This window comes from Nannocystis pusilla (assembly GCF_020073745.1).
GTDB lineage: Bacteria > Myxococcota_A > Polyangia > Nannocystales > Nannocystaceae > Nannocystis > Nannocystis radixulma.
The window spans coordinates 175,432-191,561 of record NZ_JAIRAU010000057.1 but is presented as its reverse complement, the minus strand read 5'-3'; the positions used below and the strand labels follow the sequence as shown (position 1 = coordinate 191,561).

Genomic DNA, 16,130 nt, shown 5'->3' with positions numbered 1-16,130 from the left:
ACGTATGGACACCCTCTCCACCGCGCCCACGAGCCATGGCGGGTTGATCTTCCCGCTCGACATGTTCCGACCGACGGTGCTGGCCTCGGTGATCGCCGAGTTGTTGCTCGGCAAGGTCCGCAACATCCTCGACGCGACGCTCGAGATCTCCCGCCACCCGACCTCGCCGCTGGCGCTGGCGCGGATCCACGGCAGCGTCGTCGGCGACGACCCCGCCGAGTTCTGGCGCACCAACCCGGACATCGCGCTGGCGGCCAGCCAGGCGGTGCCGCGGCAGTGCTTCGTCTACTACGTCCGCACCGGCCAGAACCGCCGCGAAGGCTTCCTGGTGGCCCAGCGCGGCCAGGCCCTCGCTGCCGACGACAGCGACCGCGACGCCAGCGGCCAGCACTGGCCCGTCACGCGCCTCGTCGACCAGCTGCGGATCTCCGTCAGCGACCTCGCCAACGGCTTCCCCGGCGGTCCGCGCATCGAACTGTCGCTGATGGAGCCGTCCGGTAACGATCAGAACCTGCTCATGGCCCTGATCGGTCAGCCCCCGGGCGAGGGCGACGAGGAGATGGACGAGATGGCCGAGGAGTCGCCGCCTCCGCCGCCGCCCTCGCGCGGTGGCGGGCTGACGCAGGGCTTCTCGGCCCCGCCGCCGCCGAGCTCGGCGAGCAGCGCGGGGGCGCCGGCTCCGTCGCGCGCCGCGCCGGCGAAGGCGCCGCAGATCAGCGCCGCCGACGACGCCAAGCGGCGAGCCAGCGAGCGGGCTGCCGAGCTGCAGGAGCTGCAGCAACGCAGCGAGAACGCCGCCAAGTCGCTGCGGTTCGTCGAGGACGAGCGCGGCCTGGTGGTGCTCGTGCCGGTCGAGCTGGCCGAGACCGAGGTGCTCAGCCAGTACATCGTGCCGCAGGTCGAGAGCTCGTTGCCCGACGGCTTGCCGCCCTCCCTGCTGAAGACGCTCACCGGTCGCGCGATCGACTTCGCGGTCAAGGTCGAGTTCTTCAGCGAGGTGTTCGTCGACGCCCAGCCGCTGAACCGCCCGAAGTTCGAGGAGCGGGCCCGCGAGCTCGAGCTCGCCGGTACGAAGGTCAAGGCGCTCGAGGTGCTGGCGCCGCGCCTCGGCGTCGGCACGCTGCTCCGGCTCGGCACCACCAACGTGTTCGTCTCGCGTCGTCCCGACGCGCCGCTGCCGGCCGAGCTGCTGCTCTCGCTGCTGAAGAGCTGACGCGGGACGGGCGCGACGCGGGGGCAAATTCTCCCGCGTCAGCTCATCGCTGACATGCCGCGGGAGATCGCCTCGCGGCGGCACTTCTCCCGCGACAGCTCATTTCTTCAGAGAAGATTGCCGCACAGCGGCAACGTCTCGCGCGAGAGCTCGCCCCGTCGAGGGCACGGGCGCGCGAGAGATCGCCTCGGCAGGCGAGCGATCTCCGATCGCGACGACGGCACCGTCTCGGGGCGGAGAGCGGTGCCGATGGGTCGATGCTCGAGGAAGAATTCACCGGCCACAAACGGCATCGCCTCCCGGAGGGAGGTGCGATGCCGTTGCGGCGGGGGCGCTCAGGCGGAGAGGTGGTTCTTGAGGCTCGAGAGGATCGCCTCTTCGCGGGCGGCGATGGTCGTATCGGCCGGGTCGCTCAGCTTGTCGCGGATGAGCGCCTCGAGGATGACCATGCGCTCGGGGTGCGGCGGCAGGTGCTGGGCGAGGCCCAGCTTGCGGCTGGCGAGCACCTTGAGGAAGGGTTCGATCTTCCGGATCTCCTGGGCGATCCGCATCGTCGCCTCTTTGCCTTCGCCTCGGCGGATCTGGAACTTCGGGGCGCAGCGTTCGACCGCTGCGACGAGGTCGCGGGCCAGATCGACATCGACCTGGTCTTCGACGCCGAAGCTCGCCACGACGATGGGTCGGCTCTGCGCCTTCTTGTTCCCCTCGCCGGACCACCACACGTTGTGCGCGATGGACAGGTAGGTCCTGCGCGACTCACCACATCGGACTTTGTTTCTCCGCAGATACATAGGGATAATCCTTCCTCAGGCAATCCAAGGTTGCGTGGTCGACCCCACCGGCCTCAGGCCGGCACCTTTTTGGACGCAGGTGCCGGGCAAAACTTCATGCTGGTCCCCGTGGTCTGTGCCCCTGTTTGCCTGCATCCCAAGGCCCCCTGTGCCCACGAACACAAGGCTAGCGTTTGCGCCAGAGGGTCGCCAGAGATTTCCGACTGCTGCAGCCAAATTGCTCAATTTCTTTGGGTTTTTTCACGCGTTTTGGGTCGCTGCGCGACTCACGCCATGGCGCATACCTGGGCCCACACGCTCGATGGCTCTAGAAATTGCAGTTCCGCGGCGTCCGCGGGAAGGGGATGACGTCGCGGATGTTCTCCATGCCGGTGACGTACATGACGAGGCGTTCGAAGCCGAGACCGAAGCCTGCGTGGGGCGCCGTGCCGAAGCGGCGCGTGTCGAGGTACCAGGCGTAGTGCTCCTCGTTCAGGCCCGTCGAGCGGATCGCGGCGACCAGCACGTCGAGTCGTTCCTCGCGCTGTGAGCCGCCGATGAGCTCGCCGATCTTCGGCACCAGCAGGTCCATCGCCGCGACCGTCTTTCCGTCGTCGTTGCGGCGCATGTAGAACGCCTTGATCTCGGTCGGGTAGTCGGTGACGAGCACGGGGCGACCGACGATCGTCTCGGTCAGGTAGCGCTCGTGTTCGGCCTGCAGGTTGGCGCCCCAGTGGATCGGGAACTCGAACTTCTGGCCCGACGCTTCGAGGCGGCGGACCGCCTCGGTGTAGCTCATGCGCTCGAAGTTCGACTCGAGCACGTGCTGCAGGCGAGCGATGAGGCCGGTGTCGATCTGCTTGTTGAAGAACGCGAGGTCGTCGGCGCAGCGCTCGAGCGCCGTGCGCATGAGGTGCTTGACGAACGCCTCGGCCAGCGTGGCGTTGTCGTCGAGGTCGTGCCACGCCATCTCCGGCTCGATCATCCAGAACTCGGCGGCGTGGCGGCTGGTGTTCGAGTTCTCGGCGCGGAACGTCGGGCCGAACGTGTAGATGTCGGACAGGCCGAGCGCGAAGGTCTCGCCCGCGAGCTGGCCGGACACGGTGAGGAAGCTCGAGTGAGCGAAGAAATCCTCGTGCCAGTCGACCGCGCCCTCGGGCGTGCGCGGCGGGTTGTTCACGTCGAGCGTGGTGACGCGGAACATCTCGCCGGCGCCCTCCGCGTCGGAGCCGGTGATGATCGGCGTGTGCACGTACACGAAGCCGCGGGCCTGGAAGAACTCGTGGACGGCCTGGGCGAGCGCGCTGCGGACGCGGAAGACCGCGCCGAAAGTGTTGGTGCGGGCGCGCAGGTGGGCGATCTCGCGCAAGAACTCGAAGCTGTGGCGCTTCTTCTGCAGCGGGAAGCTCGAGTCGGCGAGGCCGACGATCGTCACCTCCGCGGCCTTGAGCTCGACGCGCTGGCCGGCGGCCGGCGACGCGACCACCTCGCCGACGACCTCGACCGCGCTGCCGGTCGTCAGCTTGCGCAGCTGCTCGTAGTTGGCGAGCTCCGGATTGACCACGACCTGGACGCTGGCGAAGCACGAGCCGTCGTTGAGCTCGATGAACACGACCTGCTTGCTGTCCCGGACGGTGCGGGCCCAGCCCTTGACGCGCACGCCGGCGCGCGGGGGCTCGAGCTGGAGCACGTCCACGATCTTGGTCCGTGGGGTCTGCATGGGGGCCGGATGGTAGCACCCCCTGGCCCGAGGTTCGCAAGTGCGCTACAGCGACGCCGCGCGCATGACCGTCGCCCTCGACCCGTCCGCCCGCGGCCCGAACCTGGCCGCGTCTGCGCTCCCGACCTCGCTGCCGATCCACGAGCGCTTCGTCTCGCTGCAAGGTGAGGGCACGCTCGTCGGCGTCCCGAGCTCGTTCGTCCGCGTGTCCGGCTGCAACCTCCGCTGCGCCTGGTGCGACTCGTCGGGGACCTCGTGGGCGCCCTCGGGTCGGCGCACCGAGCTGGCCGAACTCGTCGATTTTTGCGCCGCCGGCCCGCGCCACGTCGTCCTCACCGGCGGCGAGCCGCTCCTGTTCGCCGGGGTCGCGGCGCTCAGTCGACAGCTGCGCGCCGCCGGTCACCACATCACCGTCGAGACCGCCGGCACCGTGTGGCTCGACGGGCTCGAGTGCGACCTCGTGTCGCTGAGCCCGAAGCTCGCCCACAGCACCCCGTGGGCCCGCGACCCGGCGCAGGCCGAGCGGCACGAGCGCGTGCGGCTCAACCTCCCGGCGCTCGCGCGGCTCATGGCGAGCTTCCCGTGGCAGCTCAAGTTCGTCGTCCGCGCCGACGCCGTCGCCGCCGACGTCGCCGAGGTCGAGGCGCTGCTGCGCGAGCTGACGGTGTCCGACGACCAGCGGAGCCGCGTGTTGCTGATGCCCGAGTGCACCGACAGCGACGGCCTGCGGGCGGCCTACCGGGCGCTGATGCCGGTCTGCATCGAGCGCGGGTTTCGCCTCGGCGAGCGGCTCCACATCCACATGTTCGGCCACACGCCGGGCACCTGAGCTCGCCCCGGAGTTACACTTCAGCCGTGCTCTACACCTGGCTCAAGGCCTTCCACATCATCGGCTTCGTCGCGTGGTTCGCCGGGCTCTTCTACATCTTTCGCCTCTACGTGTATCACGTCGAGAACCGCGACAAGCCCGAGATCACGCAGCTGCTCGAGACCATGGAGCGGCGGCTGTACCGCGGGATCTGCTGGCCGGCGATGCTCTTCACGGCCGCCTTCGGCGTCGCGCTGTTCGTGCAGATGCCCGACTTCTACATGGCCCAGGGGTGGTTCCACGCCAAGCTGCTCGGGCTCGTGCTCCTCATCGGCTATCACTTGTACTGCGGCAAGGTCCGGCGCGACCTCGCGGCCGGGCGCTACAACCTGACCTCGCGGCAATGTCGGCTGCTCAACGAGGCGCCGCTCGTGCCGCTGTTCCTCATCGTGATCATGGTCGTCGTGAAGCCCCACCTCGGCGGCTGATCCGCGCGCCGGCGCGGTCCGGTCGGCCGTTTGCGCCCTCCTCAACGGGGCGGCGGTTTTTTGCTATCCTGCCGAAGATGGTCGGCCCGTCGCCACGCCGCGTGTCACCCGTTCGCCTGGCGGGCCTGACGCTGGCGGCGTGCGCGTGGCTGCCGGGCTGCGAGGACTCCGGCTCGTGCGCCGCGCTCAGCGAGCCCGACCTGCTCGTCACCGCGTACATCGACCACAACGGCGAGCGGGCGCGCACGGAGCTCGAGGTGATGCGCGTCGGCGACGACGCCGGGCTGTCGCTCCCCCTGTGCAAGGGCGCCTCGATCGCCGTCGACGGCGTCGCCGCCACGCGCGTGCGCAAGCCCAGCGGCTCGTATGTCTACAAGGTCGACGCCGCCGACGACGCCGTCGACGGCACCGACGTGGAGCATGAGCTGCGGCTGCGCGACGACGACGTCGACGTCACCTACCTCGTCAAGGCCGAGGCGCCGGCGTTCGCGATCACGGCGCCGAAGGCGGGCGAGAAGCTGGCGCGCGGGGCCGCCTGGGACGTCGCCTGGGAGCCTGCGCGGCCCGGCTCGACCATCATCGCGCGCATCGACGACGCGATCGACGGCAAGGCCTGCCTCGCCGCGTCGATCGTGCTCGAGCTGCCCGACGAGGGCACGGCGCAGGTCGCCCCCGACCAGCTCAAGGCCGGGCTCGTCCGGCCCGAGAACTGCGACGCCACGCTCCGGCTCTCGCGCGTGGCGATCACCCCGCTCGAGGCCAAGAGCGGCGCCTCCCGCATCCACGCCGACAGCCGCGCCCGCATTGCGACCTGGCGCGAGCTCGAGTTCATCTCGTCTGACTCTTGAGACATCCGCCATGCGACTGCCCTCCAAACCCGTCCTGATCCGGATCTGCATCTACGGCCCGCTGCTCGCCTACTTCGGCTACATGGCGTGCCAGCGGTACAGGGCCGAGCAGGCCGAGCAGGCCGAGCAGGCCGAACAGAGCGCCGCCCCGGCGCTCGATGGGCGCAAGCACACGTTCACCCTGCCCGACGGCAAGTCGGTCGAGGTCGTCGAGATCTCCGAGGACCAGGCGCGCCAGATGGGCCTCGACCCCGACCGCCGCGGGCCGCCCGGCGAGGCCGAAGCGCCCGCGAAGGCGGCCGGTGCGGAGGAGTCCAAATCGCCCCCGGCGGCCCCCGCACCGGCGAATTGACCGATTCTGCGCGATCGCGTAACCCTCCCCGGACCATGGAGCAGAAGGACTTCTTCAAGCTGTCCGCGAAGGCGCTCGAGCACATCGACGCCCGCCTCGGCGCGCTCGAGCTCGAGGAGCTCGACGTCCAGCTCGCGGGCGACGTGCTCACGCTCGCGTTCAAGGACGGGGCCCGCTTCGTGATCAACGCCCACAGCGCCGCCGGGCAGATCTGGATGGCCGCCGGCACCACCGCCTGGCACTTCGACTTCGCGGCCGAGCAGGGCCGCTGGATCGCCCGCAAGACCGACGAGGAACTGATGGCGACCGTCGCCCGGGTGGTCGGCGCCAAGCTCGGGACCGAGGTGTCCCTTTGACCAGGTGAGCCGTGCGCGAGGTCCGACCCATCCCGGCGGCTCTGGGCCTCGTCGCGGCGCTCGCCGCGGCCTGCTCGCAGATCACCTCCGAGTCGGAGATCCGCACGATCGTCCGCCCCGACGCGCGGCCGCTGGTCGAGGAGACGCGGGTCGTCGCCGTGGCGGTCGAGGCCCGCTGGTCGCAGCGCGGGCGCGAGCTGACGGTCGACCTGCGCGAGCACCGGTCGTGCCAGAAGGTCGCCCATTTGGCCGCGCGCCAGGAGGAGCGGATCGTGCGCAAGCCCGACGCCATGATCTACTTCGAATACGGCCTGGCCGCGGTGGCGCTCGGGGTGTCGGCGCTGGCGTTCGCGCGGCCGGAGCTGTTCGCGGCCGAGGCGAGCTACGACGCGGCTCGCATGCAGTACATCCGCGACCCGAAGACCGGCCGCCGCGTCGGCGGGGTGTTCACGGCCGTGGGCCTGGGGCTGTTGACCGCGGGGATCGTCGACAGCGTGCGCGCGCGCGACCGGGTGGTCGTCAGCGACACGGTCGCGCTGCGCGAGGGCCCTGTGCAGCCGTGCGAGCCGCCGGAGGGGCCCGCGAGCGGTCGCGCGGTCGAGCTGGCCCTCGGCGAGCAGACGCTCGCCGGCACCAGCGACGGCGAGGGCCGCGTCCGCTTCGTGCTGCCGGCCGAGAGTGAGATGTCCCCGGAGACAGATCCGTCACCGCGCGCGCTGGCAGCGACGCTGCGGGTCGGGTTCGCGGGGGCGCTGCCGATCACGCTGGTGGCCCCGTATGCCGACACGAGCGCCGCGCCGCACACCGGCAGGGTACAGTCGGGGCCGCAATGACGACGCCGCTCGCGCTGGCCTACGTCGGCCTCGGCAGCAACCTCGGCGACCGCGCGGCGACGCTGCGAGCGGCGGCGGAGGAGCTGCGCGCCGGGGCTGCCCCGCAGACGGAGCTGCTGCGCTGCTCGCCGGTGTTCGAGACCCGACCGCTGGGGCCGTCGCTGCACCCGTTCCTCAACGCGGTCGTCGAGCTGCGCACGCGCCTCGCGCCCGAGGCGTTGCTCGCGGAGCTGCTCGCGCTCGAGACGCGGCACGGGCGGACCCGGCGCGAGCGCTGGGAGGCGCGCACCCTCGACCTCGACCTGCTGGTCATGACGACGGACGGCCGCCCGCTGCGGGTCGCCGGCGAACGCCTCGTACTGCCCCACCCCGAGCTGTCCCGCCGCGACTTCGTGCTGGCCCCGCTGGCCGCGCTGCGCCCCGACCTGCGCCCGGACGGCGGCGCCACGACGGCCGAGCTGCTCGCCGCCCTCCCCGAAGAGAGCCGCACGATCCTCGCGCACGGCACCGCCCCCCTGTGCTAGCTTCCCGTCGCCCAGGCGGATAGCTCAGCGGTAGAGCGGCGCCCTTACAAGGCGCGGGTCGCAGGTTCGAACCCTGTTCCGCCTACTCATGAAATGGGGCCGAGCGATCGGCCCCATTTTTTACGTGTGCCAATGGACATGTCTGTAAGATCATGTCGATTTGCACATATGAGTCGGAGGCGACCGATGGCTCCGACGAAGAGAGGCCGGGCGCGCGCGGCGCCCGGCCTCTGTCTCTTTGTTCATGCCCCTGCGGGCAGGTGCTTACGGGCAGGGGAAGATCGCGTCGAGGGCGGCGATGCCGGCGGTGACGTCTTGCGGCGACGGGGCGTCGGCGGCCCAGAGGTCGGCGAGGACGGCGGCGTTGGCGGCGTCGCGCTCCCCGGCCTCGCGGTCGAGCACGGGGCCGGCGACCTGCAGGAAGGCCCAGAGGACGTTGGTCTCGGCGCTGCTGCAGGCGGCGTCGACGTACTGCTGCATGTGGTCGCGGACGATCACGGCGTAGCCGCGGTGGAGGCTCTGGTCGAGCTGCTCCCAGCCCTGCTCGAACAGGTCCTGCTGCGGGCCCGGCAGCGCGTCGAGCAGCGGGTACATGCCCATGTCCTGGGCGATGTCACGCCAGCAGCGCACGGCCATGATGCCGTCGTGGATCCGGTCGTTGGCGTTGCTGCTGATCGCGGTGACCTCGGCGGCCATGCCGATGCCGGAGTCGATCGGCTCACCGCCGGTGTAGTAGGCCCACGCGGAGTCGCAGTCCTTGGGCGCGACCGTGGCGCAGGTGTTGGCCTCCTTGTACACGGAGAGGTACAGGAACCAGAGCAGGCCGCCGTGGATCCGCGCGGCGTGGATGTTGGGGTCGCCGTCGCCGGCCTGTCCGGCGGCGAACGCCTCGTCGACGAGCGGCTTCAGCAGCGCCGGTCCGACGCAGCGCTCGGGGTACTTGTCGGCCAGCGCCACGACGGTGCACTGCTTGTCGGCCTCGACCTGCGGGTCCCATTCGGCCATGGGGATCGGGTCGTAATGCAGGTCCTCGCGGCGGACCAGGCGCGACTCGAGGCCCTCGGGGAGGACGTACTCGTTGCGCGCCGCGGTGAAGTCCTCGGGGGTCGGGTCGGCCTTGCGCCACAGCAGGTCGGCGATGTTCTCGTAGGCGACGACGCGGGCGACCGTGCTCGGCGGGTTGTCGACGAGGGTGTACGGGCCCACGTCGGACACGCACTCGGGCCACTCGTCGTCGGCCGAGTTGTTCTCGCGCGGCTGGTAGTCGCTGGCGAGCGGCGTGCAACCCGACTCGTCGATCCCCGGGATGTCGTCGATGCCCTCGCAGGCGCCCCCGGTGGTCGTGTCGGTCGTGCCGGGCCCCGTCGGCTCCTCGGTCGTGCCGGTCGGCGGCTCGCTCGTCGTGCCGGTCGGCGGCTCGTCCGTCGTCGGGGCGGTCGTGTCGGTGCCGTCGGTCCCCGGACCGCTGGTGGTCTGGTCGGTGGTCGGAGAATCAGTGGTGCTCGGGTCCTCGGCCGGACAGGCCGTGAGGGCCACAAGAGCGGTACAAAGCGCTAAATTTCGCATGGAGAAGCTCTCGTTGTGGGTTCCCGGCGACGGTAGCCACGCCTCTCCCTCGTGCTCTACGGCAGTTCCCCGCGAACTGACTGCAGGTAGATCCACCCGGCGCGAAATCCGTCATGGATGGACCTCACTCGCGGCCTGGCCGCGGCCCGAATGCGTCACGCGTCGGGCGACACGAGGCCGATGCGGATCGCGTGGCGCACGAGGCCGGCGACGTGGTGGACGTCGAGCTTGGCCATGATCCGGCCGCGATGGCCCTCCACCGTCTTCACGCTGAGACTGAGCTGGCGGGCGATTTCGGGGCTGGAACGGCCCTCGGCGACGAGTTGGAGGATCTCTCGTTCGCGGTTCGTGAGGGCGTCTCCCGGCTGGGGCTCGCGGCCGCCCGGTCGCGCGTCGCGCCGCGAGTCGTGCAGGACGATCTTGGCGATCGACGGGCTGAAGAAGGCGTCGCCGTGCGAGACGGCCTGGATCGCGGCCACGAGGTCGGACAGGCCCGAGCCCTTGAGCAGGTAGCCGCTGGCGCCGGCGCGGATGGCGGGGCGGACGTACTCCTCGCCGGAGTGCATCGACAGGATGAGCACCTGCGTGGCGGGGAAGTCCTTGCGGATCGCTCGCGTCGCGTCGACGCCGTTCAGCTCGGGCATGCCGAGGTCCATGATCGCGACGTCGGGCTTGTGGGCGGCGACGGCCTCGACGGCGGCGCGGCCGTCGGCGACTTCGGCGACGACCTCGATGTCGTCGCGCACGTCGAGCAGCGCGCGCAGGCCCTCGCGGACGATCGTGTGGTCCTCGGCGAGGACGACCCGGATGGTCTTCTTGGTGCTCACCGGCGGACTGTATCACGCGACGACGACGGCAGAATCGTCGCCGTCGTCGCTGAGCGCCCGCCGCGGCAGCTCGACGCGGACAGCCGTACCTGCCCCCGGAGCGGTGTCGATACGGAGGCTGCCGCCCAGCAGCTCGACGCGCTCGCGCATGCCGACGAGGCCGCGGCCGCCGCGACCTTCGCCGCGCTCACCGGGGACAAACCCTCGACCGTTGTCGTGGACCTCCAGGACGATGCGCGCGGGCTCGACCCTCAGGACGACCCGCAATTCGCTGGCGGCCGCGTGGCGAGCGGCGTTCGTCAGCGCCTCCTGGGTCACCCGGTAACACACGCTCTCGAGCGCGGCGGACAGCCCGCCCTCGGGGACCTCGAGTTCCCGGGCGATCTCGAGGTCCTCGCGCTCGAAGTCGTCGCACAGGCGCTCGACCGCGGCGAGCAGCCCGACGTCGTCGAGGATCGCCGGGCCCAGCATGCTGACGGCGCGGCGGATCTCCTCGAGCGTCGCGTCGGCGATCGTCAGCGTCTTCGCGGCCATCTTCGCCACCTTGCTGTCGGGCTCGACGGCGGCGAGCTGGGCCATGAGCTGGAGGTTGATGCGGATCGCGGTGAGCGCCTGGCCGGCCGAGTCGTGCAGCTCGCGGGCGATGACGCGCCGCTCGGCCTCCTGGAGCAGCAGGGCGCGGGTCGACAGCTCGCGCAGGCGGCCCTCCTTCTGCCGCAGCTGCTCGTAGGCGGCGCCGAGCTGCGACGAGCGCTCGGCGACCTGCTGCTCGAGGGTCTGGTTGAAGCGGGCGAGGGCGACCTGGCTCTGTTCGATGCGTCGCTCGGCGCGGGCGATCGCGCCGAGCGGCAGGAAGTAGAGGAGGCCGGCGAGGCCGACCCCGAGCAGGCCGAACGGGGCCAGCAGCAGGAGCGCGGCGTTGCGGGCCTCGGCGAGGCTGACGGCCGCCCACGCGTGGCCGACGACCTCGTCGTTGAGGACGATCGGCGCGGCCTCCCAGGCGAGCGGTCCGGCCGCCGCGGCCGGGCTGGCGATCGCCTCGGTGTCGAGGGGGATCCGCACGCCCGAGCGGTCGGCCACCTCGATGCGCGCGACGCCGTGGTTGTCGACGTAGGCGCGCAGGTGGGCCAGCAGCTTGCCGGCGTCGTAGCGCCACAGCACCGGCCGCTCCTGCACCTCGCGCGCGACCGCGTCGGCCGCCTGCACCGCCGTCGCCCGCGCCTGCGCCCGCAGGCCCCGGGCCGCCAGCGCCGCGTAGGCCAGCGGCGCCGAGACCGACACCAGCACCAGCAGCAGCAGGATCAGCGGCAGCATCCGCGCCGACAGGTAGCGGCGCAGGCCGACCTTGCCCGAAGGGTAATGTCCTTCGAGACCTGTTCTCTCCGACATGCCCTGTTCGACATGCCCTGTCGAACCTGCTCTCGGAGACAGCTCCCGACCCTGCCCCTGCGGCCCGGTCCTCTCGCTCACTGGACCTCCGGCAGCGGGATGTAGCCGTGGGCGACCATGAGGGCCCGGCCCTCCTCGGAGTGGGCGAAGCGGATGAACTCGGCGGCGAGGCCGGTCGGGGCCTCGAGGGCGGCGAACGAGAGGTCCTTGGCGAACGGGTAGCGGCGCGACTGGACGCTGGCCTCGCTGGGGGCGTAGCCGTCGAGCTCGAGCGCGCGGAGGGGCAGGCGCTGGAGGCTGATCGCGCCGACGTCGAGGAGGCCGACGGCGCCGGGGGTGATCGCCAGGGCCTCCTGCATGGCCCGGTCGTGGAGGATGACGCGCCAGCGGCGTTCGCGGTAGGCGCCCTCGTCGGCGGCGGCGAAGTCGGGCAGCGCGGCGGCGACGGCGAGGTGGCCGGAGTCGCCGCGCTCGCGCTGGAGCACGACGATCGGCGCGCCGTCGGCCCAGCGGGTCTTGCGGCCGGCGAAGATGTCGGCCAGCTCGGCGGTGGTGATGGCGACGTCGGGCACCGAGAGGTTGACGGCGACGACCACGGGGACGCGGGCGTAGGGGATCGCGTCGACGCCGTGGGCCGTCTCGCGCTCGTCCAGCGGGCGGGAGATCAGGCCGAGGTCGACGACGTCGTCGTAGACGGCCATGACCCCGCCGGACGAGCCGATGCTCTCGAACACGACGATGTGCACGTCGGGGTACCTGGCGACGAAGGCGTCGGCCAGCGCGCGCGTCAGCGGGATGTTGGTGCCCGAGCCGGCCAGGTGCAGCACGCCGTGCGGCCGCGGGGTCGAGCGCTGGAACAGCAGCGAGTTCTTCGGGACCTGTCCCGCGAGGAAGGGTGGCTCGCGCGCGCCGGCCAGCAGCGGGGCGACGAACACGGCGGCGAGGACGGCCACGCCGGCGACGCCGAGCAGCACCGCGGCCCACAGGGCGGCGAGCGACGCGGAGGCGCGCGGGTCGTCGGCGGTCTCGGCCATGGCCACGGTGTACTCCAATTAGAAGCCGACCTCGATCAGCACGTTGAGGCCGCGACCGGGGCCGTTGATGCTGGAGCCGTGGTAGCGGTAAGCGGCGTTGGTGACGTTCTCGAGCACGAGGACGACGAGCGCGTACGGCTGCAGGCGGTAGCCGGCGCGCACGTCGAGGACGGCGAAGCCGGGGGTGCCACCGAGGGGGATCCGCTGGTCGTTCTTGTCGGTCTCGGTGAGGCGGGTCTGCGGCCGGGCCCAGCGCAGGGCGGAGCTGGCGAAGAAGCCGGCGCGGTGGCGCCAGTTGATCTCGACGGTGCCGTTGAGCGGGGGGATCCGCGACAGCGGCACGCGCACGGGGTCGAGGTCGGGCACGGGGTTGGGGCCGTCGCCCCAGGTGTAGGCCGCGGTCGCGCGCATGCCGAAGCCCCTGGGCAGGAACAGACGCACGGCGCCGTCGAAGCCGCGGATGTGACTGGTGCCGGCGATGTTGGCGAGCGTGACGTTGTAGACCGCCGCGCCGCAGATGTTGTCCTCCGGCGGGCACTGGTCGCGGTCGAAGCGGACGCGCGTGATCAGGCGATCGATCCACGACTGGAACGCGAACAGCTGCAGCTCGACGCGCGGGCGCTCGATCTTGAGACCTGTCTCCAAGGTCAGGGCGCGCTCGGGCCGGAGGTTGGGGTTCTCGTACTGCTGACCGGCGCCGGTGGCCTGGCGGCTGGTGAGGTCGTCGAGGTTGGGCGCGCGGAAGCCCTGGTCGAGGTTGGTGATCCAGCGGACGCCGTCGAGCAGGCGCACGGCGACGCCGCCGCCGCCGACGGCGCCGCCCCAGTTCTGGTCGATCGGTCGCCGGCCGACCATGGCGTCGAGGTTGCCGGGGGCGCGGGCGACGACGAGCGAGCCGCGGCCGCCGGCGCGCAGCTCGACGCGGTCGTAGAGGTTGAGCTTGGCCTCGGTCCACACGCCGGAGGTCAGGTAGCGGCTGCCGTTCGCGTACTGCGAGGTGGTCGGGGTGGTGATGCCGACGTCGAGGAAGGTGTTCCAGGCGTAGCTGCGCAGGGTGTCGAAGTAGGCGTCGAGGCCGTAGTCGACGCGCAGCGAGACGCCGCGGGCGAGGCCGAAGTTCTTGGTGCTGATGTTGAGGCCGGTGCCGAGCGAGTAGACCTCGTCGCGGCCGATGATGCGGTAGGTCGACTCGGCGCCGCGGTCGTAGCGGCGGCGCTCGTGCTGGTGCTGGTAGCTGACGGTCCAGCGCACGCGCTCGGCCGCGGCGGGGCCGTCGCTCACGTCGTAGGCGCCGTAGACGAGGGTGCGGAACTGTTCGTCGTACCACAGGCACTCGGTCTGCGGCGCCGTGACGGGCGGGCAGCGGTCGGTGCGAGGGGCGTCGAACTGGCGGTAGTCGTAGTAGCCGAGCGTGAGGCGGTGCTTGTCGCTTATCTTGTAGACGAGGCGGGCGTCGGCGGTGAACTCGCGGAAGCCGGTGCCGCGCTGGGTGACGCCGTCGGCGGCGAACAGCGGCGACTTGACGGGCTGGCCGGTGGTCGGCGACAACACCTTGCCGCCGGCGCGCAAGAGCCCGACGTCGCGGTAGCCGACGCCGCCGAACAGGCCGACCTTGCCCTTCCAACCCAGGTCGAGCTGGGCCCGACCGCCCATCTCGCCGTCGGCGGTGCCGCTGCGCATCATCGCCTTCGAGTGGCCGTACCAGTTTCGCTGCCCGCCGACCTCGAGCGCCGGGTCGATCGGCGTGGCCAGCAAGGCGCCGCCCATCGCGTCCGAGCCGTAGCGCGTCGACGCGGCGCCGCGCAGCACCTCGAGCTTCTGCAGGGTGCGCGAGTCGATGGTGAAGAAGTACTGGTTCGGCCCGTAACGGAAGGTGCTGTTGTTGAGGCGGATGCCGTCGAACATCATCACCGTCTGCTGGCCGGTGAGGCCGCGGACGTACGGCGAGCCCTGGCCGTGCGCCGTCTGTTGCACGTACACGCCCGGCTCGAAGCGCAGCGCGTCGGGTGCCGAGCGCGGCAGCCGCTCCTCGAGGTCGCGCCGGGTGACGACGCTGGCGGCCCGCGTGTCGTGGCTGGCCCCGGCCCGCTGGCCGCGCACGGTGGTCCGCCCGACGGTCCGCGCCTGCTCGGCGGCCTCGCGCGTGAGCCTGGTCGGCGAGGCGGGCGCCGGCGCAACCGGGCCCTCGGGGACAGGTCCTTCGGGACCGGTCTCTTTGGACATGCTCCGTGAGACAGGTGTCGGCGCGGCCGCGGCGGGGCCCGCCAGCGTCGCGACGACGCCGACGATCAGCCACGAAGATCGGAGGGTTCCCACCACCGGGTGGCGGATTGTCGCGTCAAGACCTCGCGGGGGCAAACCCCCGGAATCACATCGAGTGGATCTACCCGATCGCCGGCGCTGAAGCGCGCGAACGGGCTCACAGAGCCGCGAATTCGCCGACGTGTTCGCCTCAGGGGTTCGGCTCGTCGCCGGGGAACGGGCGCCGCAGCTCGGCGAGCAGCGCAGCCTCGGGCGTGCCGGGCGCCGGCTCCTCGGCGTAGCCCCACTGCACGTGCGGCGGCAGCGACATGAGGATCGACTCGGTGCGCCCGCCGGTCTTGAGCCCGAACACGGTGCCGCGGTCGTAGAGGAGGTTGAACTCGACGTAACGACCGCGTCGCAGCTCCTGCCAGCGCCGCTCGGCGGGGCCGTACGGGGTGTGCAAATGGCGACGAGCGATCGGCAAGTAGGCGTCGAGGAAGCGCAGGCCGCCGTCGCGGATGAAGGCCAGGAGCGCCTCGTCGTGGCCGGGCACGCTGGCGTCGACGAACAGGTGGTCGAAGAAGATCCCGCCGACGCCGCGCGACTCGCCGCGGTGCTTCAAGTAGAAGTAGCGGTCGCACCAGTCGCTAAAGCGCGGGTAGTCGCCGATGCCGGGGTGGTCGCCGCAGAAGCGGCGCCACACGTCGTGGAAGTGCTGCTTGTCCTCGGCGAAGTAGTAGTACGGCGTGAGGTCGGCGCCGCCGCCGAACCACCGCCGCTCGCCCTGCTCGATGTAGCGGAAGTTGGCGTGCACCGTCGGCAGGTACGGGCTCTTCGGGTGCAGCACCAGCGAGACGCCGGTGGCGAAGAAGTTGGCGCCGTTGCCCGCGAGCTGGGTGGCAAACTGCGGGTTGAGCTCGCCGAACACGGCCGAGGTGTTGACCCCGCCCTTCTCGATCACGTCGCCGCGGATCACCCGCGTCAGTCCGCCGCCGCCGCCGGACCGCTCCCAGGCGTCGGCGACGAACTCGCCGCTGCCGCCGCCCTCGCGCTCGAGCGCCTCGACGGCGGCGCAGATCGCCAGTTGCACCTCGACCACGGCGGCGTGCGCGCGGCGCTGGAATTCGCTGTGGAAGTTCGTCGCGGAGACCACGGGGC

General features: G+C 71.4%; 16 protein-coding genes and 1 tRNA gene. 9 read left to right on the top strand and 8 right to left on the bottom strand.

The window, feature by feature from the left end:
* Positions 1-4: 4 nt before the first annotated feature.
* Positions 5-1,213, top strand: coding sequence for a hypothetical protein (locus K7C98_RS40485; RefSeq protein WP_224197290.1), 1,209 nt, complete (start codon positions 5-7; stop codon positions 1,211-1,213).
* A gap of 335 nt (positions 1,214-1,548) precedes the next feature.
* Here the strand turns inward: K7C98_RS40485 and K7C98_RS40480 are convergent, their stop codons facing one another.
* Positions 1,549-2,004, bottom strand: a complete 456-nt coding sequence (locus K7C98_RS40480; protein ID WP_224197289.1) for a hypothetical protein — start codon at positions 2,002-2,004, stop codon at positions 1,549-1,551.
* Positions 2,005-2,311: 307 nt separating this feature from the next.
* Positions 2,312-3,703, bottom strand: coding sequence for an asparagine--tRNA ligase (gene asnS / locus K7C98_RS40475; RefSeq protein ID WP_224197288.1), 1,392 nt, complete (start codon positions 3,701-3,703; stop codon positions 2,312-2,314).
* Between the two features lie 40 nt (positions 3,704-3,743).
* Between asnS and K7C98_RS40470 the strand changes: the two genes are divergently transcribed.
* The 8 genes from K7C98_RS40470 (at position 3,744) to K7C98_RS40435 (ending at position 7,997) form a co-directional block, all read left to right on the top strand.
* Complete coding sequence (locus K7C98_RS40470) at positions 3,744-4,532, top strand: 7-carboxy-7-deazaguanine synthase QueE (RefSeq protein WP_224197287.1); 789 nt, start codon at positions 3,744-3,746, stop codon at positions 4,530-4,532.
* 26 nt (positions 4,533-4,558) lie between these two features.
* Positions 4,559-4,999, top strand: a complete 441-nt coding sequence (gene hemJ / locus K7C98_RS40465) for a protoporphyrinogen oxidase HemJ (RefSeq protein ID WP_224197286.1) — start codon at positions 4,559-4,561, stop codon at positions 4,997-4,999.
* A 101-nt stretch (positions 5,000-5,100) separates the two neighbouring features.
* Entirely contained in the window at positions 5,101-5,847 is a 747-nt protein-coding gene (locus tag K7C98_RS40460; protein WP_224197285.1) for a hypothetical protein, read from the top strand.
* Between the two features lie 10 nt (positions 5,848-5,857).
* Complete coding sequence (locus K7C98_RS40455; protein ID WP_224197284.1) at positions 5,858-6,199, top strand: hypothetical protein; 342 nt, start codon at positions 5,858-5,860, stop codon at positions 6,197-6,199.
* Between the two features lie 35 nt (positions 6,200-6,234).
* Positions 6,235-6,555 (top strand): iron donor protein CyaY, encoded by a 321-nt coding sequence (gene cyaY, locus K7C98_RS40450; RefSeq protein ID WP_224197283.1) that lies wholly within the window; start codon positions 6,235-6,237, stop codon positions 6,553-6,555.
* 11 nt (positions 6,556-6,566) lie between these two features.
* Positions 6,567-7,388, top strand: a complete 822-nt coding sequence (locus K7C98_RS40445) for a hypothetical protein (protein WP_224197282.1) — start codon at positions 6,567-6,569, stop codon at positions 7,386-7,388.
* Positions 7,385-7,912, top strand: a complete 528-nt coding sequence (gene folK / locus K7C98_RS40440; protein ID WP_224197281.1) for a 2-amino-4-hydroxy-6-hydroxymethyldihydropteridine diphosphokinase — start codon at positions 7,385-7,387, stop codon at positions 7,910-7,912. The genes K7C98_RS40445 and folK overlap by 4 nt, the downstream gene beginning before the upstream one ends.
* Before the next feature lie 13 nt (positions 7,913-7,925).
* A tRNA-Val gene (locus K7C98_RS40435) sits at positions 7,926-7,997 on the top strand.
* A gap of 179 nt (positions 7,998-8,176) precedes the next feature.
* Here the strand turns inward: K7C98_RS40435 and K7C98_RS40430 are convergent.
* The 6 genes from K7C98_RS40430 to hemF form a co-directional block, all read right to left on the bottom strand.
* Positions 8,177-9,448 (bottom strand): hypothetical protein, encoded by a 1,272-nt coding sequence (locus tag K7C98_RS40430; protein ID WP_224197280.1) that lies wholly within the window; start codon positions 9,446-9,448, stop codon positions 8,177-8,179.
* 185 nt (positions 9,449-9,633) lie between these two features.
* The gene (locus tag K7C98_RS45320; RefSeq protein ID WP_224197279.1) at positions 9,634-10,305 is read right to left on the bottom strand and encodes a response regulator; all 672 of its coding nucleotides are present in this window, start codon (positions 10,303-10,305) and stop codon (positions 9,634-9,636) included.
* 12 nt (positions 10,306-10,317) lie between these two features.
* Positions 10,318-11,694, bottom strand: a complete 1,377-nt coding sequence (locus tag K7C98_RS40420) for a sensor histidine kinase (RefSeq protein WP_224197278.1) — start codon at positions 11,692-11,694, stop codon at positions 10,318-10,320.
* A gap of 77 nt (positions 11,695-11,771) precedes the next feature.
* Complete coding sequence (locus K7C98_RS40415) at positions 11,772-12,728, bottom strand: PstS family phosphate ABC transporter substrate-binding protein (RefSeq protein WP_224197277.1); 957 nt, start codon at positions 12,726-12,728, stop codon at positions 11,772-11,774.
* Between the two features lie 18 nt (positions 12,729-12,746).
* The gene (locus K7C98_RS40410; RefSeq protein ID WP_224197276.1) at positions 12,747-14,951 is read right to left on the bottom strand and encodes a TonB-dependent receptor; all 2,205 of its coding nucleotides are present in this window, start codon (positions 14,949-14,951) and stop codon (positions 12,747-12,749) included.
* Between the two features lie 229 nt (positions 14,952-15,180).
* Positions 15,181-16,125, bottom strand: coding sequence for an oxygen-dependent coproporphyrinogen oxidase (gene hemF / locus K7C98_RS40405; protein WP_224197275.1), 945 nt, complete (start codon positions 16,123-16,125; stop codon positions 15,181-15,183).
* Between the last annotated feature and the right edge of the window lie 5 nt (positions 16,126-16,130).

Excerpts from the sequence above, each read along its gene's own strand:
- K7C98_RS40455 (WP_224197284.1), top strand. The coding sequence starts at position 5,858 with ATGCGACTGCCCTCCAAACCCGTCCTGATCCGGATCTGCATCTACGGC.
- folK (WP_224197281.1), top strand. The coding sequence starts at position 7,385 with ATGACGACGCCGCTCGCGCTGGCCTACGTCGGCCTCGGCAGCAACCTC.
- asnS (WP_224197288.1), bottom strand. The coding sequence starts at position 3,703 with ATGCAGACCCCACGGACCAAGATCGTGGACGTGCTCCAGCTCGAGCCC.
- K7C98_RS40480 (WP_224197289.1), bottom strand. The coding sequence starts at position 2,004 with ATGTATCTGCGGAGAAACAAAGTCCGATGTGGTGAGTCGCGCAGGACC.
- K7C98_RS40415 (WP_224197277.1), bottom strand. The coding sequence starts at position 12,728 with ATGGCCGAGACCGCCGACGACCCGCGCGCCTCCGCGTCGCTCGCCGCC.
- K7C98_RS40420 (WP_224197278.1), bottom strand. The coding sequence starts at position 11,694 with ATGTCGGAGAGAACAGGTCTCGAAGGACATTACCCTTCGGGCAAGGTC.
- cyaY (WP_224197283.1), top strand. The coding sequence starts at position 6,235 with ATGGAGCAGAAGGACTTCTTCAAGCTGTCCGCGAAGGCGCTCGAGCAC.
- K7C98_RS40485 (WP_224197290.1), top strand. The coding sequence starts at position 5 with ATGGACACCCTCTCCACCGCGCCCACGAGCCATGGCGGGTTGATCTTC.
- K7C98_RS40410 (WP_224197276.1), bottom strand. The coding sequence starts at position 14,951 with ATGTCCAAAGAGACCGGTCCCGAAGGACCTGTCCCCGAGGGCCCGGTT.